The organism is Actinoplanes sp. NPDC051405 (assembly GCF_055586185.1).
Map to the genome: position 1 here is coordinate 55767 of NZ_JBVJIR010000009.1, position 13647 is coordinate 69413.

Annotated in this window: 11 protein-coding genes and 2 tRNA genes; 7 read left to right on the forward strand and 6 right to left on the reverse strand. The window is 69.1% G+C overall.

Features of this window, described 5'->3' with window-relative positions:
* Positions 1 to 13: 13 nt before the first annotated feature.
* Positions 14 to 844: a phosphotransferase gene (locus ACZ6S4_RS20235; RefSeq protein WP_465476422.1), complete on the forward strand. Its 831-nt coding sequence runs from the start codon at positions 14 to 16 to the stop codon at positions 842 to 844.
* Positions 845 to 859: 15 nt separating this feature from the next.
* Here the strand turns inward: ACZ6S4_RS20235 and ACZ6S4_RS20240 are convergent, their stop codons facing one another.
* Entirely contained in the window at positions 860 to 1600 is a 741-nt protein-coding gene (locus ACZ6S4_RS20240; RefSeq protein WP_465476423.1) for a DUF4839 domain-containing protein, read from the reverse strand.
* 588 nt (positions 1601 to 2188) lie between these two features.
* A tRNA-Arg gene (locus tag ACZ6S4_RS20245) sits at positions 2189 to 2261 on the reverse strand.
* Between the two features lie 170 nt (positions 2262 to 2431).
* Here ACZ6S4_RS20245 and ACZ6S4_RS20250 point away from each other — a divergent pair.
* Both ACZ6S4_RS20250 and ACZ6S4_RS20255 read left to right on the forward strand, forming a co-directional pair.
* Complete coding sequence (locus ACZ6S4_RS20250; protein WP_465476424.1) at positions 2432 to 2974, forward strand: SigE family RNA polymerase sigma factor; 543 nt, start codon at positions 2432 to 2434, stop codon at positions 2972 to 2974.
* Positions 2971 to 3651, forward strand: coding sequence for a hypothetical protein (locus ACZ6S4_RS20255; protein WP_465476425.1), 681 nt, complete (start codon positions 2971 to 2973; stop codon positions 3649 to 3651). The genes ACZ6S4_RS20250 and ACZ6S4_RS20255 overlap by 4 nt, the downstream gene beginning before the upstream one ends.
* Positions 3652 to 3705: 54 nt before the next feature.
* On the opposite strand, the gene ACZ6S4_RS20260 is transcribed toward ACZ6S4_RS20255, so the two are convergent.
* Positions 3706 to 3799 (reverse strand) — tRNA-Ser (locus tag ACZ6S4_RS20260).
* A gap of 1413 nt (positions 3800 to 5212) precedes the next feature.
* On the opposite strand from ACZ6S4_RS20260, the gene ACZ6S4_RS20265 reads away from it, so the two are divergent.
* Positions 5213 to 5953: a hypothetical protein gene (locus ACZ6S4_RS20265; protein WP_465476426.1), complete on the forward strand. Its 741-nt coding sequence runs from the start codon at positions 5213 to 5215 to the stop codon at positions 5951 to 5953.
* Here the strand turns inward: ACZ6S4_RS20265 and ACZ6S4_RS20270 are convergent.
* Complete coding sequence (locus ACZ6S4_RS20270) at positions 5940 to 6713, reverse strand: CPBP family intramembrane glutamic endopeptidase (protein ID WP_465476427.1); 774 nt, start codon at positions 6711 to 6713, stop codon at positions 5940 to 5942. The genes ACZ6S4_RS20265 and ACZ6S4_RS20270 overlap by 14 nt on opposite strands.
* A 156-nt stretch (positions 6714 to 6869) precedes the next feature.
* Between ACZ6S4_RS20270 and ACZ6S4_RS20275 the strand changes: the two genes are divergently transcribed.
* Positions 6870 to 7979, forward strand: a complete 1110-nt coding sequence (locus tag ACZ6S4_RS20275; protein ID WP_465476428.1) for a globin domain-containing protein — start codon at positions 6870 to 6872, stop codon at positions 7977 to 7979.
* On the opposite strand, the gene ACZ6S4_RS20280 is transcribed toward ACZ6S4_RS20275, so the two are convergent.
* Entirely contained in the window at positions 7976 to 9538 is a 1563-nt protein-coding gene (locus ACZ6S4_RS20280; protein WP_465476429.1) for a peptide deformylase, read from the reverse strand. The genes ACZ6S4_RS20275 and ACZ6S4_RS20280 overlap by 4 nt on opposite strands.
* 389 nt (positions 9539 to 9927) lie before the next feature.
* Between ACZ6S4_RS20280 and ACZ6S4_RS20285 the strand changes: the two genes are divergently transcribed.
* Positions 9928 to 10644 (forward strand): hypothetical protein, encoded by a 717-nt coding sequence (locus ACZ6S4_RS20285; protein WP_465476639.1) that lies wholly within the window; start codon positions 9928 to 9930, stop codon positions 10642 to 10644.
* Positions 10644 to 11588 carry a phosphotransferase family protein gene (locus tag ACZ6S4_RS20290; protein ID WP_465476430.1) on the forward strand — a complete coding sequence of 315 codons (945 nt, stop codon included), beginning with the start codon at positions 10644 to 10646 and terminating at the stop codon, positions 11586 to 11588. Before ACZ6S4_RS20285 ends, ACZ6S4_RS20290 begins: the two co-directional genes overlap by 1 nt.
* Positions 11589 to 11608: 20 nt before the next feature.
* On the opposite strand, the gene ACZ6S4_RS20295 is transcribed toward ACZ6S4_RS20290, so the two are convergent.
* On the reverse strand, positions 11609 to 13612 hold the full coding sequence (locus tag ACZ6S4_RS20295) for a DUF6311 domain-containing protein (RefSeq protein WP_465476431.1): 2004 nt from the start codon (positions 13610 to 13612) through the stop codon (positions 11609 to 11611).
* Positions 13613 to 13647: the final 35 nt, after the last annotated feature.

Below are 13647 nucleotides of genomic sequence, written 5' to 3' on the forward strand. Positions count from 1 at the left end.
GACGATCTGACCGATGCGCAGTGACTGGACCGCGTTACCCGAAGCCGTCACCGACGAGGTAGCCGACCGCGTCGGCGAATCACACGCCATCCCCGCTGTGACCGGCGATCATGCGGAGATAGCCGCGACCGTCGCCGGAACGCGGGGGACGGTGTTCGTCAAGGCGGCCCACACCGATTTCGGGGTCCGGTCTCTGCGCTACGAACTGCGGGTGAGTGAGGCCGTCAACGGGTCTCTCTCACCCGCAGTCGACTGGCACTTCGAGGCAGCCGGCTGGCTGGTGGTCGGCTTCGAACACTGCGACGGCCGGCATGCCGACCTGTCCCCCGGCAGCCCGGACCTTGATCTTCTCGGCGAAGCGCTGACCACGCTCGGCCGGACGCCGGCACCGGACGTGCCGTTGTTCAACCCGCAGGCGAGGCTCGGGTTCGAGCATCCGGCGATGGCCGGCGGCACGCTCGTACACACAGACCTCAGCCCCACCAACTTGATCGTTACCTCACACGGCCTGCGGATCGTCGACTGGGCGATGGCGACCAAGGCCGCATCATGGGTCGAGCTGGCCATGCTCATGCAGTGGCTGATCAGCGCAGGACACTCGGCGGAACAGGCCGACCAATGGCTGACTCGGTTTCCCGCATGGCGGCTGACCGACCCCGAGGCCCTGGACTACTTCGCGACAAGCAACGCGGAGAAGTGGGCCGCCAAGTCGGCCGGAGCAACCGCGGATTGGATCCATGACCTCGCGGCGTGGACGCATCAGTGGCCGATGTACCGACGGCAGAACCACAAGCTACGTGATGCGTCGAACCACGGTGCCGATCTGGAACGTCGACGGGCGTGATGTCTGGCCGCTCGGCTATCGGACTTCCGTCGAGACCGGATCGAGGTAGAAGAGGCACTGAACCGTGTTGAACTCGCGCACCTCGGCGACGAAGCGGAACCTGTCGCCTTCGCCGACGGCGGCGGGGATCTTGTCGCCCGTCAGGTTCAGGTCGAAGACGCTGACGTCCTCGTACTTGAAAGCTGGTCCGACCGTGGACTCGGGTCCCTTGTTGCCCGGTGCCAGAAGGAGGTCGTATCGAGTGTCGTAGTCGCCATGGGGTGCCATGTCCGCGATCGAGCCGTCGAACGCGACGGTCCGGCCTGCGTACTCAGCCGCGAAGTCCACGTTGGCCTCGTCGCACGTGTCCGCCTTGAGTAGTGCCGTGAACGCCCGGTTGTTCCGCGATGTGATCACCTCGATGGCAGGCGACTCGCTTATCGCTGGCGACGGCGCATCGGAGGGCTTCCTGTTCGGAGTGGCCGTCGTGGTGGCCGGCGCGGCTTTCGTCTCGCTGTCAGTCTTACCGCCTTCGTCGCCGAGGGCGGCGGCGGCGACACCGGCAACAGCCACAACCGCCAGGACGGCCGCGCCGACGCCGAGAAGACGCCATGGCACCGGCTTCTTCAGTCGACGGAAACTGAGAGTGGACCGGATCATGCCCGGCTCCTGGTCGACGAACTCCCAGCCATCCTTCTGCATCCTCGAGATGACCAGGCTGTCGGTGCCGCGGACTGCCCGCACGGTCGTGTACTTGTACCTGATCTCGTCGGCCATGCGGCTGCGCCCCCTATTGAAACTCGCCTAGCGAGAATAGGGATCACCGCCAGGCTCTCGACATTACCGATGCCGCCCTGGCCGCAATGTCGCGCCACCGAGCCGTTCGGGCTGCTCGCCACGGCTGATCGCACGATGAGCAGCATCGCCTACATCCGCGGGCGGAGCTCTTCGAGGAACCGCTGTACCTGTCGACGGCCGGTCAGACTCACCGCCTGCAGACGACTTCCATGCCCGGCGATGAGGGTGTCGATCCGGGGACGGCGAAGTCTCCCTGGGTTAGGGAGGACGACGGCGCTGCGCCACGAACCGCGGTCGACCCGATCAGGCGGCCCGCATACCGCGACTCACGCGGAATCGGTGGCCTCCCTGCAACAATGGATAGCCGCTGGGTGTCGTCCGCCGTGGTGCCCGGCCGTCCGCATCAGCCCGCTGCCCACGGACTACAGCAGCAGCAACCCTCCGTCACGAATCGACGGAGCACCATCCGAGCACCACGCTCCCAAAGGCCGGGAAACGACCCGCCAATCATGGGAACGAGAAAGGCCGCCACCCACGTTTCCGCTGGTAACGGCCTTCTGAATTCTGTGCGCCCGAAGGGACTCGAACCCCTAACCTTCTGATCCGTAGTCAGATGCTCTATCCATTGAGCTACGGGCGCCTATCTCACTGTTTCCGCTGGTCCTGGCCTTCCGTGCACCCGGACCTGCTAGACGACGACTCTAGCATGTCGTCCCGGACGCCCCCCAAGGCGGTCCTGGCCCCTCTTCCGCCCATGCAACCCTTGCGGCTCCCCATCCGTCTGGGGGCTGTGAGATACGAGGAGAGCTCGTGAGTAGCGAGCGAGATGCGCAGTTCCATGACTTCGTCCTGGCTCGCCGGGCCGGCTTGGTGCGGACCGCCACCCTGCTCACCGCGGGGAATGCGCATCTCGCGGAAGATCTGGTGCAGTCCACGCTGACCAAGCTGTACCTCGCGTGGCCCGCCTTCCAGCGCGCGCACAGCCCGGACGGTTACGTACGCCGCGTACTGGTCAATGTCCTGGTCGACGAACGGCGGCGGCTGTGGTGGCGGCGGGAGCGGCCCACCGCCGAGTTGCCCGACCGGCCGCATCCGGGTGAGTCCGGGCCGCCCGGCGAGCTCGATGAGCGGCTGCGGACGGCGTTGCGGGAGCTACCTCCGCGCATGCGGGCCGCCGTTGTGTTCCGCTACTTCTACGACCTTGATGTCGCCGAGACCGCCGATGCGCTCGGTTGCTCGCAAGGGACCGTCAAAAGCCAGACCGCCCGCGCGCTGGATCGGCTACGGGCCGCATTGCAGACGCGGACCAGTGAGCAGAATCGCACCTTTCTTCGCCAAGGAGTGACCTCGTGATGGACCTCCGTGATCAGCTCGACTCGATCGCCGGTCCGGCGGTCGCCCCCACCGCGGCCGACGCGGACGCCGACCTGGCCCGGGGCCGCCGGGCGCTGCGCCGCCGCCGTACCGCTCAGACGCTCGGAGGTTCCGCCTTCGCCGCGGCCGCCGTCGTCGCCGTCTTCGTCTTCACCACCGGTCTCGGCGGCGGCGTGCCGGGGCCGGGCGCGACGGACAGCAGCACCGCCGTCTCGACCACCCAGCTCGTGTCCTACAAGGGCAAGCAGCCCAAGGGTTTTGTCCTCGACAAGGTGCCGGACGGCTGGTTCGTGCAGGCGGACGACGACAGCAGCATCGTGCTGGCGCCGAGCCGCATCAAGGGCAAGCCGGGCGTCGACCCGTCCCAGGATCCGCTGTACGACCCGCGCAGCTTCGAGGGCAAGATCGCCGTCATGCTGCAGAGCCGCGACCAGGGCGGCCCACCGGCGGGCACCGAGGTCAAGGTCGGCGACCGGGACGGCGTGCTGGCCAAGTCCGCCGACAACGACAGCGGCCGGACTCTGTGGGTCGAGCAGCCGTCGGGCGTCTACCTGCAGATCCAGTTCTGGGCGGACCTCGGGCTGAGCCACGAGCAGATGGTCGACTTCGGTGCCGGCGTACACGTGACCAAGGCCGCCAAGCAGGGCGCCGGCTGATCCGGGCTATGCGAAAGGGCCGTGAGCGCAAAGCTCACGGCCCTTTCGCGTGCGTGGCGGAGACTCCGGGATTCGAACCCGGGAGGGGCTATAAAACCCCAACCGCATTAGCAGTGCGGCGCCATAGACCGGACTAGGCGAAGTCTCCTCCGGTGGCTCGCAGGCCACCGACGGTTGAGGATACCGGACCGCCCGGGGGCCCGGCAAAGAGGTTGCCCCTCGGCCACGCCGATCATCGAAATCCGGAGAAATCGACAGACCGCACCGTCTTCCAACAGGTGAAATGACCGCCACGCGACTAGGCTGCCTCGGCATGGAGGAGAACGAGCCGAAGCAGCGCCGTCCGCGGACGTCCAACCCCGCGTTCAGCACGCCTGACCAGCCAACTCCCCAAACCAAACCGGCGAAGGCGCCCCCGGCGGTGACCTTCCGGCCACCGGCTGCCGACAAAACCTCTTCCGGTACGGGCACAGAGGCACCAGAAGCAACACCGTCGCCCCGCCCGCAACGGAATCCAGCGAAGTCCACGCCACGCAAGGCAACGGCCCCGCAACGCCCGGCGAAGTCGACTCCAGCCCCCGCCCCAGCCCCGCCTGCAGGGGAAAACCCGCCGCGCCCGGGCACCGGCAACCAGCCGCTCAGCCGCAGCCGCGCCCGAGCCGCAGCGAAGTCGGCCCCGCCACGAGTCGAGGCCGCCACGGACGCGCCCGCCACGGGAAGCACCCCGCCCGCCAAGGCAACGCCGCCCGCCAAGGCAACGCCGCCCGCCAAGACGACGCCCCCGGCCGAAGCGCCCGCCGCTAAAGCAACGCCCCCTGCCAAAGCGACGCCCGCGAAGCGCCAGCCTCGCAAAGCCACTCCGCCCGCCAAGGCAACTCCCGCCAAGGCGACGACTTCCGAGCCAGCCCGGCCAGAAGCACAGAACGCCCAGCCGGCCCAGCCCGCCCAGCCCGCCCAGCCCGCCCAGCCGGCTCAGCCCGCCCAGCCCGAGGCTGCACCGGCGAAGGCTGTCCAGCCGGAAACACAACCTGCCGAGGCAGCCCGGCCGGAGGTGAACCCGGCGCAGGCTCCCCGCGCGGAGGCACAGCCAACCAAACCGGCCCAGCCCGAGATGACATCGGCGCAGACAACCCAGCCGGGAACAGAGTCGGCAAAGGTGACGCCGGCAAAGGTGACGCGGCCGGAGGCAGCGCCGACCAAGGCAGCCCGACCCACCGCAGCGCCCGCGCAAGGAGAGGCAGCGCCGGCCAAGAAAGCGATGAGGCCCGCGAAGAAGGCAGCGGCAACCATCAAGGCAGCCGCCGCGGAGATCGCCCCGGCCGTGGTCACCCCGGACATGACCACAGTGCCCGATGAGTCGCCCACCGCCACGCCGCCGGCCCAGACACGGCCAGCCCAAACACCGCCGGCCCAAACCCCGCCGGCCCAAACACCGCCGGCCCAGACGCCGCCGAGCCAGCAACCAGCCGCCGACAACGAACCAACGGCCGACAATGGATCGGCCGCGAAGGGCAACGGATCGGCCGCGAAGGGCAACGCGCCCTCGGCGGATGACGAGCTGATGCCCGATGACACGCCGAACCTGGCTGCCGCCGTACAGGAAAAAGCACGCAGAGGGGCGGCCCCGACCCTGCCGCCCGCCGTCGCCGCCGTGGCGGACACCCTGGCCGGCGTGCGGACCGAGGCCTGGCCCGCGCTGGTCGCCGATCCCGGCCACGCCCCCGAGCTGCTCGCCCTCGCCGCGCTGCAGACGATCGGCCCGCGTGCCGGCGAGTGGGCCGCGCGCACCCGCGCCGCCTACCCCGCCGCCGGCCCGGACGCGGTGGCCCGGCTGGCCGTCTCGCAGTTCACCCGGTTCGGCAGTGTCAGCAGTGTCTTCGCCGCCGTCGCCGGGTCGTACGCGCCGATCGCCCTGCTCGGTGCGGCCGCCTACACGCACGCCGAGCTGGCGTTGCACGTCGCCGCCGCGTACGGCTTGGACCCGACCGACCGGGAGCGCGCGGTCGACCTGCTTGTCCTGACCCGCGTGCATCCCGTCCGGGAGGACGCGGTGGCGGCCCTCGCCACGGCCGAGCAGCACAGCTACGACAACAGTGGGCTCACCGACGCCACCTGGCGGCTGGGCCGGATGGTCGCCGTGCAGGCCGGTGCGTGGGCGGCCGTGCGGGCGATCAACCACTTCTTCCCGGGCACCAGCCTGCTGGTCGCCACGCTGACCAGCCGGGGCGCCGCGCGGGCCATGGCCGCACGGGCGACCGTGCACTACCGCGCGCTGAGCCGGGGCTCGGTCACAGCCAGCTGAGCCAGTCCTTGGGCAGCAGGGTGTAGCCCACGAAGGCGGCGATGTCGAGCAGGCTGTGCGCCACGATCAGTGGCATGACCCTGCCCTTGCGCAGGAAGAACAGCGCGAACACGACGCCCATCACGGCGTTGCCCACGAACGCGCCGAAGCCCTGGTACAGGTGGTACGAGCCGCGCAGGACCGCGCTGGCCGCGACGATGTAGCCGATACGCCAGCCCATTTCGCGTAGGCGGGTCATCAGGTAGCCGACGACGATCACTTCTTCCAGGATCGCGTTCTGCATCGCCGCGATGATCAGCACCGGGACGGCCCACCACACCGGTTGCAGAGCGGCCGGCACGATCTGGGCGTTAAGGCCGAGCGTCGCTGCCGCGTACACCAGGAGCAGGCCGGGGATGCCGATGGCCGCGGCCAGGGCAGTGCCCCAGCCGGCGTCGCCGGCGGGGCGGCGGAAGTCGATGCCGAGCGTGCGCGCCGGGTCGAGCCGGTCGCGGTTCAGCAGATAGAGCGCCAGCAGGACCGGGACCAGGGCGAAGAAGATCCCGAGCAACTGGTACGTGAGATCGAGGTACGGCCGCGGCGACTGGGACGGGTTGAGCGTGGCCGTCTGCTGGGACAGCGGCTTGCCGGCCGTGAGCTTGGCCACCAGGGACACCACCGCATAGACCGCGGACTGGCCCAGGGACAGCAGCAGGACGATCGCTATCTCCAGGCGGAGCTGCTTGCGGGTGGCCTGGGGCCGATCTAGAGCTACCGTCACCCGACCACTCTAGATTCGGCTCAGCCGTTCGAGTGATCGCGTTTATGCACATTCGGACCTATCGGGGCAAGCGACTCGCCGGGTGTCGGCAATTGTGCGGCGTACATCGCACTTCGGGTGCGATGCGTTACCCGCTGTTTTCTCCAGGCTGAGGACATGGGAGACCTCGCTCGTTTGCTCAAGGAGAGTTGGAGCCTCGTCGAGGAGCATCAGGACAAGGTCGCCGGCTACTTCTACGCGCGGATCTTCCTGTCCCACCCGGACCTGCGGGACCTGTTCCCCGTGCACATGGACGTCCAGCGCGCCCGGCTGCTCAACGCCATCGTCACCGCCGTGCAGACGCTGGAGGATCCGGAGAAGTTCGACGAGTACCTCCGGTCCCTCGGTCGCGATCATCGCAAGTTCCACGTGGAACCAGCCCACTACGAGGTGGTCGGCGGCGCCTTGATCGAGGCGATGCGGCAGTTCGCGGGCGAGCAGTGGGGCGTCGAGTACGACCAGGCCTGGGCCGACGCGTACGCGGTGATCGCGGCCAAGATGCTCGCCGGCGCCGAGGCCGACACCAACCCGCCGTACTGGTATGCCGAGGTCACCGCGCACGAACGCCGCGCGACCGACATCGCGGTCTTCACCGTCATGCCGATGCAGCCGCTGGAGTACCGCGCGGGCCAGTACCTGAGCCTGGAATGCCCGCGCTTCCAGCCCAGGCTGTGGCGGACCTACTCGCCGGCGAACGCTCCCCGGCGCGACAACACCCTGGAGTTCCACGTCAAGGCGGTCGGGGCGGGCTGGGTCTCCAGCGCGCTGGTGCGCCGGCTGGAGGTCGGGGACATGATCCGGCTGGCCGCGCCGATGGGCTCGATGAACCTGGACCGGCGCTCCACCCGGGACGCGGTCTTCGTCGCCGGCGGCACCGGTCTCGCCCCGATCAAGTCACTGCTCGAGGAACTGACCCGCTACAACCGGACGCGCTGGGTGCACGTCTTCTTCGGCGCCCGCACCCGCGAGGACCTCTACGACCTGGCCGAGCTGAACCGGCTCGCCGCCCGCTACCCCTGGCTCTCCGTGGTGACCGCGTGCAGCGAAGACCCGACGTTCCCCGGCGAGCAGGGCAACATCTCCGACGTCGTGGCCCGCTACGGCCCGTGGAACGAGCACGACTTCTTCGTGTCGGGCTCCGGCAAGATGGTCAAGGCGACCCTGCGGACCCTGGCCGAGCTTCAGGTTCCATCCGTACGGATCAAGTACGACAGCTTCTCCGACTAGTAGTTCCACGGCTGGCCGGTCTGGCGGTACTCCTCGACCGGCACGAGGTTGGCGCCGGGGACCATCCGGTCCACGTACAGCCGGCCCTCGAGGTGGTCGATCTCGTGGCTGACCAGGCGGGCCATGGCCCGCTCGAAGGAGGTGATGACCCGGGTCCCGTCGAAACGGGCGTGCTCCACGTCGACGCGCAACGGCCGGACCACCAGGCCGCGGTAGTCGAAGAAGGAGAGACAGCCCTCGTACTGCTCGTCGGTCTCGCTCGACTCGTCGACGACCCGCGGGTTCAGCAGGATCACGGACTCAGCACCGCGTTCGGGTGGGCGTACCACGGCGGCGGCAACCGCCAGGCCGATCTGCGACGCGGCCAGTCCCACCCCCTTGCTGAAGTCGTGCAGTCCCTCCAGCCGTTCGAGCGTGGCCCGCAGACCGGCGACCGCGTCGCGGGCGGCCGCCTCCTCCCGGGGCAGCTGGAAGTGCCGGGCGCGCTGGCGCAGCAGGTCCGCGCCGCGCTGCACGATGCCGATTCCGCGCATCCGCTGGCTCGCTCTCAGCTCATGGCCGTTGGTGCGGCGCTCCTGACCGTTGATCCGGGGCTTGGGAACTCCTTCGTCCGGGGTGGTCGGTGCGGACTCGCCGCGGAACCGCCACTCGAGGCGGTACCGGGCGTTGAGCAGCGGCGCGTCGGTCGACCATTCGAAGACCGCGCGGCGTGCGTCGTTGTGCCGCTCCAACGGGGTACGCACGGGCACCTCGGCGGCGAGCGAGGTCTCGACCCCCCACACCTGCGGCTCGAACTCGACCGGGAAGTTCAGCCGTACGGTGAGGTTGCGGGTGGGCAGGCGCACGGCCCGCTGGAACCACTGCCCCCACTTCTCCTCGCCGACGGTGTAGGCGTACTCGATCGTGGTGCGCTCGCCGGGATAGAGCGGGAACTGGCCGTGGTCGTTGGCGAAGAGCAGCCAGACCTCCTTGGCGGCGTCCCGGTCGAGCTTGAGCCGCCACTGCATCGGCTCGGTCGCGGCACCCTCGCCGGCGACCGCGCGCAGATCCATCTCCTCGAAGCTGAGCGGATGCTGGCGGTGGTGGCGGTTGGAGCCCTGCGGATCGTGCGGATACCGGTCCACGGCGATCTTCACCAGATAGCGGGTGACCGGCTCCACCCCGGCGTTGTACAGCGCCCGCCGGATCACACACCGATAAGCCCCTTCGGTGTACGTGAGCTCGGCGACCTCCTGCTCGACGATGAGTCCGGTGCCCGGTGGCATCCACTGCGCGGGCACGGGAGGGTCCCGGTGCAGGACGGGGCCGCGGGCGTGCCGCAGTTCGTCGTACTCCTGGAATCTCTGCCAGATCGCGCCGCCGGCGGCCAGGACCGCCTCCGCACGCCGGGCGAAGTCCTCGGTGGGCTTGTGCCGGCGGCCCTCGACGTGACTGACGTAGGACGGATCGAACCCCATGCGCGCGGCAAGCTGCTTCTTCGTCATCCCGCGCTCGACCCGCCATTGCGCAAGCGCCGACACGAAGTGGTCGGCAGCCCTCTCGACAGGCGAGGTGGTCATCACGGATGTCCCCTTTGCGACAGGAATTTCAGTGTCCATGTCTTCCGGTGTCCGCATGGGGCTAGTAGCGCGTTGCCGACAGATACCTTGACGAAACCGGCAACGGCGCAACGCTCGGTTAGGTCACCCTTGCTGGGGGTATTTATCGGAAGAACACCTGTCCGGGGCCGGGTATGTGGGGGTTTTGCTGGCGTGGTTAGGTTAGCCTTAACAAGGTATGGTGGGCCGTCCTGACCAGCGAAGCGTGGCGAGGTGACAGTGGTGATCCAGCGGATGAAGCCGCGTTACCTCTCCCTGAGCGGCGCACCCCGGTGACCACCGCGCTGGATCGTGTCGTCCCCGATCACTCCGCGCAGCCTTTGGCGCCGGTGACCGCGACTCTGCGGGCGATGTTCGGCACGAGCACCGAGCTGCCGGGCCTGGCGCCGGACCTGATGGTCCAGGATCCGACCGGCTGGCAGCCCACGTCCGACCTGACCGGGGCCAGCCTCGACACCCTGCTCGACTCGTCCCGCGAACGCTGGCAGGCCCAGCCGCACGCGGCGGCCGCGCTGGCCTGGAAGGCATACACGTACTGGTTGGCGCTGCCGGCTGTGCTGGGCTGGGCCTCCGCCCGCCGGGTGCCGCTGCTGACCGGCACCGACGTGCTGATGCACTTCAACGACCCGCGGCCGCTGGTCACTCTTGGTCTCCGCAGCGACATCACGGTGGCGGTGCTGCCGTCCGACCCGCTGGCGTTGAGCGGTCTGCCGCAGGTCCGGGTCGTCGCTGACGAGGCGGCACTGCTGGAGGAGCTGCGGCGGTCGTTGCTGGACGAGCATCTGACGCCGCTGCTCGACGCGATCCACACCAAGGTCCGGCTGGGCCAGCGCACACTACTGGGGTCGCTGTCGTCAGGGGTGGCCTACGCGGTGCTGCGCTCGGCGGACGTGCTGCCGGGCTCCTCGGCTGAGACGATCGCGACGTTGCTGGGCACGCTCGGGGTCGAGGATCTGATCGAGCTGGTCCCCGGCCGCGGCGGAAATCTGGACGTGCAACGCAAGACCTGCTGCCTGGCCTTCACCCTCCCCAAGCCCAAGGTCTGCGTGGGCTGCTGCATCAAGTAATGGCATTGACCTGGCTCAGCGAGCCGACTGTGGATGCCTTGCGGGCTGCCCTGCGCCTGGTCGCGCCGGACCTGGCCGGCGGCACGATCGTGCCTCGAGGGCTGGAGCCGAGCGACGACCCGAAGTGGCGCGCGGCAACCGCCGTGGTCGACGGCCAGTTCGTGGCGAAGTTCGCCTGGGCCGAGTCGCCCGCACTGCGGATCTGCCATCAAGTAGGGCTGATGGAGGCGCTTCGGGTGGCCGCACCGCGGTTGCCGCTGCCGGACGTGGTGGCAGCGTCCCGCGATCCGGCGATGCTGGTCACGCGTCGGGCGGCCGCGATGCCGTTCTTCGACGTGCGGCAGTCGATCGCGCCGGCCGATTTGCGGCTGGTCGCGGGTGACCTTGCCGCGGTCCTGGCCGCGCTTCATGACCCTGAGGTGCTGCGAGCGGTGTCCGAGGCAATGGGCCCGCTACCCGAGCCGACTGCGCATGCCTCGACGGACACCCTCCGAGCCGGATTCGGGCCGCTGGTCAGGCCTGATCAGCGGGACCGGGTGCTGGCCTGGTGTGACTGGGCGGATCGGGCACTCGCGACGCCGGGCCGGACCGTTCTCGTGCACGGCGACTTCCACGGCGACAACCATCTCTGGGATCGCGAGACGCTGCGGCTGCGCCTGGTCGTCGATTGGGAGACGGCGGGTACCGGCGAACCCGAGTTCGATCTGCGCTGTCTGCCGGGAGACTGCGGTATCGAGCTGTTCACCGCGACGGTGACGGCCTACGAGCGGCTGTCCGGCATGACGGTGGACCGGGACCGGATCATGGCCTGGCACCTGCGCACCGTTCTCGGTGACGCGCTGTGGCGGGCCGAGGCCGGGGTCGCCCTGCCGGACAATCGCACGCCGGCGCAATGGGTGGATGATCTGGACGCCAGATTCACCGCCCTCGGAACATTCCGCTAGGCAGCGACCTCAGATCGCGCCTACTGGTCGACCTTCTCCGCGTCGACGAGGTTGCGGACGTTCCAGACCCAGGCGCCGCCCGTCCACGTCGGCTGGAAGCCCAGCAGCTGGGTCATCGCCCGCAGCATCTCGATGTCGCGGACCTGCGGCGTCAGCACCACCACCCCGGCCTTCCAGTACCGCAGGTCGGCCAGGGTCATCTCACGCCGCGTCTCGGTGATTTCCGGGATCGGGTTGCCCTGCTTGATCGATGCCATCAGGCCGCTGGTCGGGCGCCACGGCGGTGCGAACTGGGCCGAGCGGTCCGTCGGGTCGAGCGGGTTGCGGCTCGGCAGCAGGGCGTACGCGCTGACGATCCGCATGTCCTGGCCCGTGTAGGCACTCCAGCGCAGCGGGTCCGGGTATGAGCTGTCCGGCAGGGGCAGGGCGACCAGCGTGTGGTTCTCGTCCACGTACTGCTTCCAGGCGCCCGAGGTCACGAAGGCCGGCACCGGGTCCATCGGGGTGGTGCGCAGCGGGGTCGGGGTGAGCGGGACCAGCGCCATGGCTACTGCGGTGATCATTGCCACTCGGACCGGGCCGCGGGCGGCCGGCTGGGACTTCATCAGGTCCGAGGCGCGCTGGCAGCCCAGCGCCAGCATGATGGCGACGAGCGGGGCGATCGCCAGGGCCCAGCGGGTCGGCACGGCCGAGTTGAGGATCGGGACGCTGTGCAGCAGCGACCACAGGCCGGGGACGCCGGTGTCGACGCCGTTGAGCCGGATGCGCGGGCCCAGGGACATCGCGCCGAAGAACAGGGCCACGCCGGCCAGGGTCACGATCGTCACGCTGCGGCGCATCCAGGCGACCAGGCCGAAGAAGAGGATGACCAGGCCCCAGCCGAAGAACGCGTTCTCCTCGGCGGCGTTCTGGGCGAGGCGGCCCGCCGTCACGCTGTTTCCAGCAATGGAGCGCTGCGCGTACGCGGTGAAGGACCCCAGGTCGGCCCCGAAGTAGCGGACGAACTCGGGCAGCCCGTGGTAACTCTGCGGCCCGAAGAACTGCACGTACAGCGGGTACGCCAGCGCGGCCAGCGTGACACCGGCCGCCACACCGAGCCCGCGCACGAAGGTGGCGATCTCGCCCGGCTGGCTGCGCCGCCGCGTGACGGCCATCACCACGCAGAAGATGCCCAGCCCGACCGCGGTCATGAAGAGGATCTCGAGGTTGATGAACGCCTGCCAGACCAGCAGGCCGGCGAGCAGCAGCCCGTTGCGGACCGTCCGGCCCGGTGTCCGCAGGGCGAGGGTGCGCCAGATGATCAGCGGCACCAGGAACTGCGAGACGATGTTCGGGTGGCCGCCGGCGTGCGAGATCATGCTCGGCGCGAAGGTGGCGAACAGTGCGCCGACCCACGCCGCCAGCCGGGAGCTGACGAACTGGCGGGACAGCACGAAATACCACGAAATACCGGTGACTGCCAAGGCCAGCGTAAGAAACGCGTTGAACGCCACATGCGGCCCGAAGATGGCAGTGACGGGCGTCATCGGCAGGGAAACGGCCAACACCGACGTGTTGGCCATCATGTTCACCCCATCGGGGTAATTCATGCGATCCGAGAAGAACGGATAAACGCCATCCGTGAGCACGCGTGCACCGTGCGCCAACATCCACTCAAAGAATGCTTGATCCTGAGGATCATCGCGCAACTCATGATCAAGATTGAGCCACAACGGGGCGGTGATGAAGACCGCTACCGCAATGAAGGTGACTATTGCGAGAACATCTCGCCAGGTGAGAGACCGCCACCACCGGGGCCGGGGCGCCGGCTCGGGCTGCTCACCGGCCTCGGCGCCGGCGTCGGCGGCAACAGCGGGTATGACCGAGGCGTCAACAGCGGGTATGACCGAGATCGGCGCGGCGGCGACCTCGCTTTCCAGCGCGCGCAGCTCCGCGTCCAGGTCTTCGGCGTCGGCGGCGGGGTCGGGCGGCAGAACGTTCCCACCGGCCGACTGGCCTGTCGAGTCAATACCCGTAATCGTCATAGCATCGGCGAGCCTAACGGAGGTTGGTAACAGTG

Excerpts from the sequence above, each read along its gene's own strand:
- ACZ6S4_RS20275 (WP_465476428.1), top strand. The coding sequence starts at position 6,870 with ATGGGAGACCTCGCTCGTTTGCTCAAGGAGAGTTGGAGCCTCGTCGAG.
- ACZ6S4_RS20290 (WP_465476430.1), top strand. The coding sequence starts at position 10,644 with ATGGCATTGACCTGGCTCAGCGAGCCGACTGTGGATGCCTTGCGGGCT.
- ACZ6S4_RS20235 (WP_465476422.1), top strand. The coding sequence starts at position 14 with ATGCGCAGTGACTGGACCGCGTTACCCGAAGCCGTCACCGACGAGGTA.
- ACZ6S4_RS20240 (WP_465476423.1), bottom strand. The coding sequence starts at position 1,600 with ATGGCCGACGAGATCAGGTACAAGTACACGACCGTGCGGGCAGTCCGC.
- ACZ6S4_RS20295 (WP_465476431.1), bottom strand. The coding sequence starts at position 13,612 with ATGACGATTACGGGTATTGACTCGACAGGCCAGTCGGCCGGTGGGAAC.
- ACZ6S4_RS20265 (WP_465476426.1), top strand. The coding sequence starts at position 5,213 with ATGCCCGATGACACGCCGAACCTGGCTGCCGCCGTACAGGAAAAAGCA.
- ACZ6S4_RS20285 (WP_465476639.1), top strand. The coding sequence starts at position 9,928 with ATGTTCGGCACGAGCACCGAGCTGCCGGGCCTGGCGCCGGACCTGATG.
- ACZ6S4_RS20280 (WP_465476429.1), bottom strand. The coding sequence starts at position 9,538 with ATGACCACCTCGCCTGTCGAGAGGGCTGCCGACCACTTCGTGTCGGCG.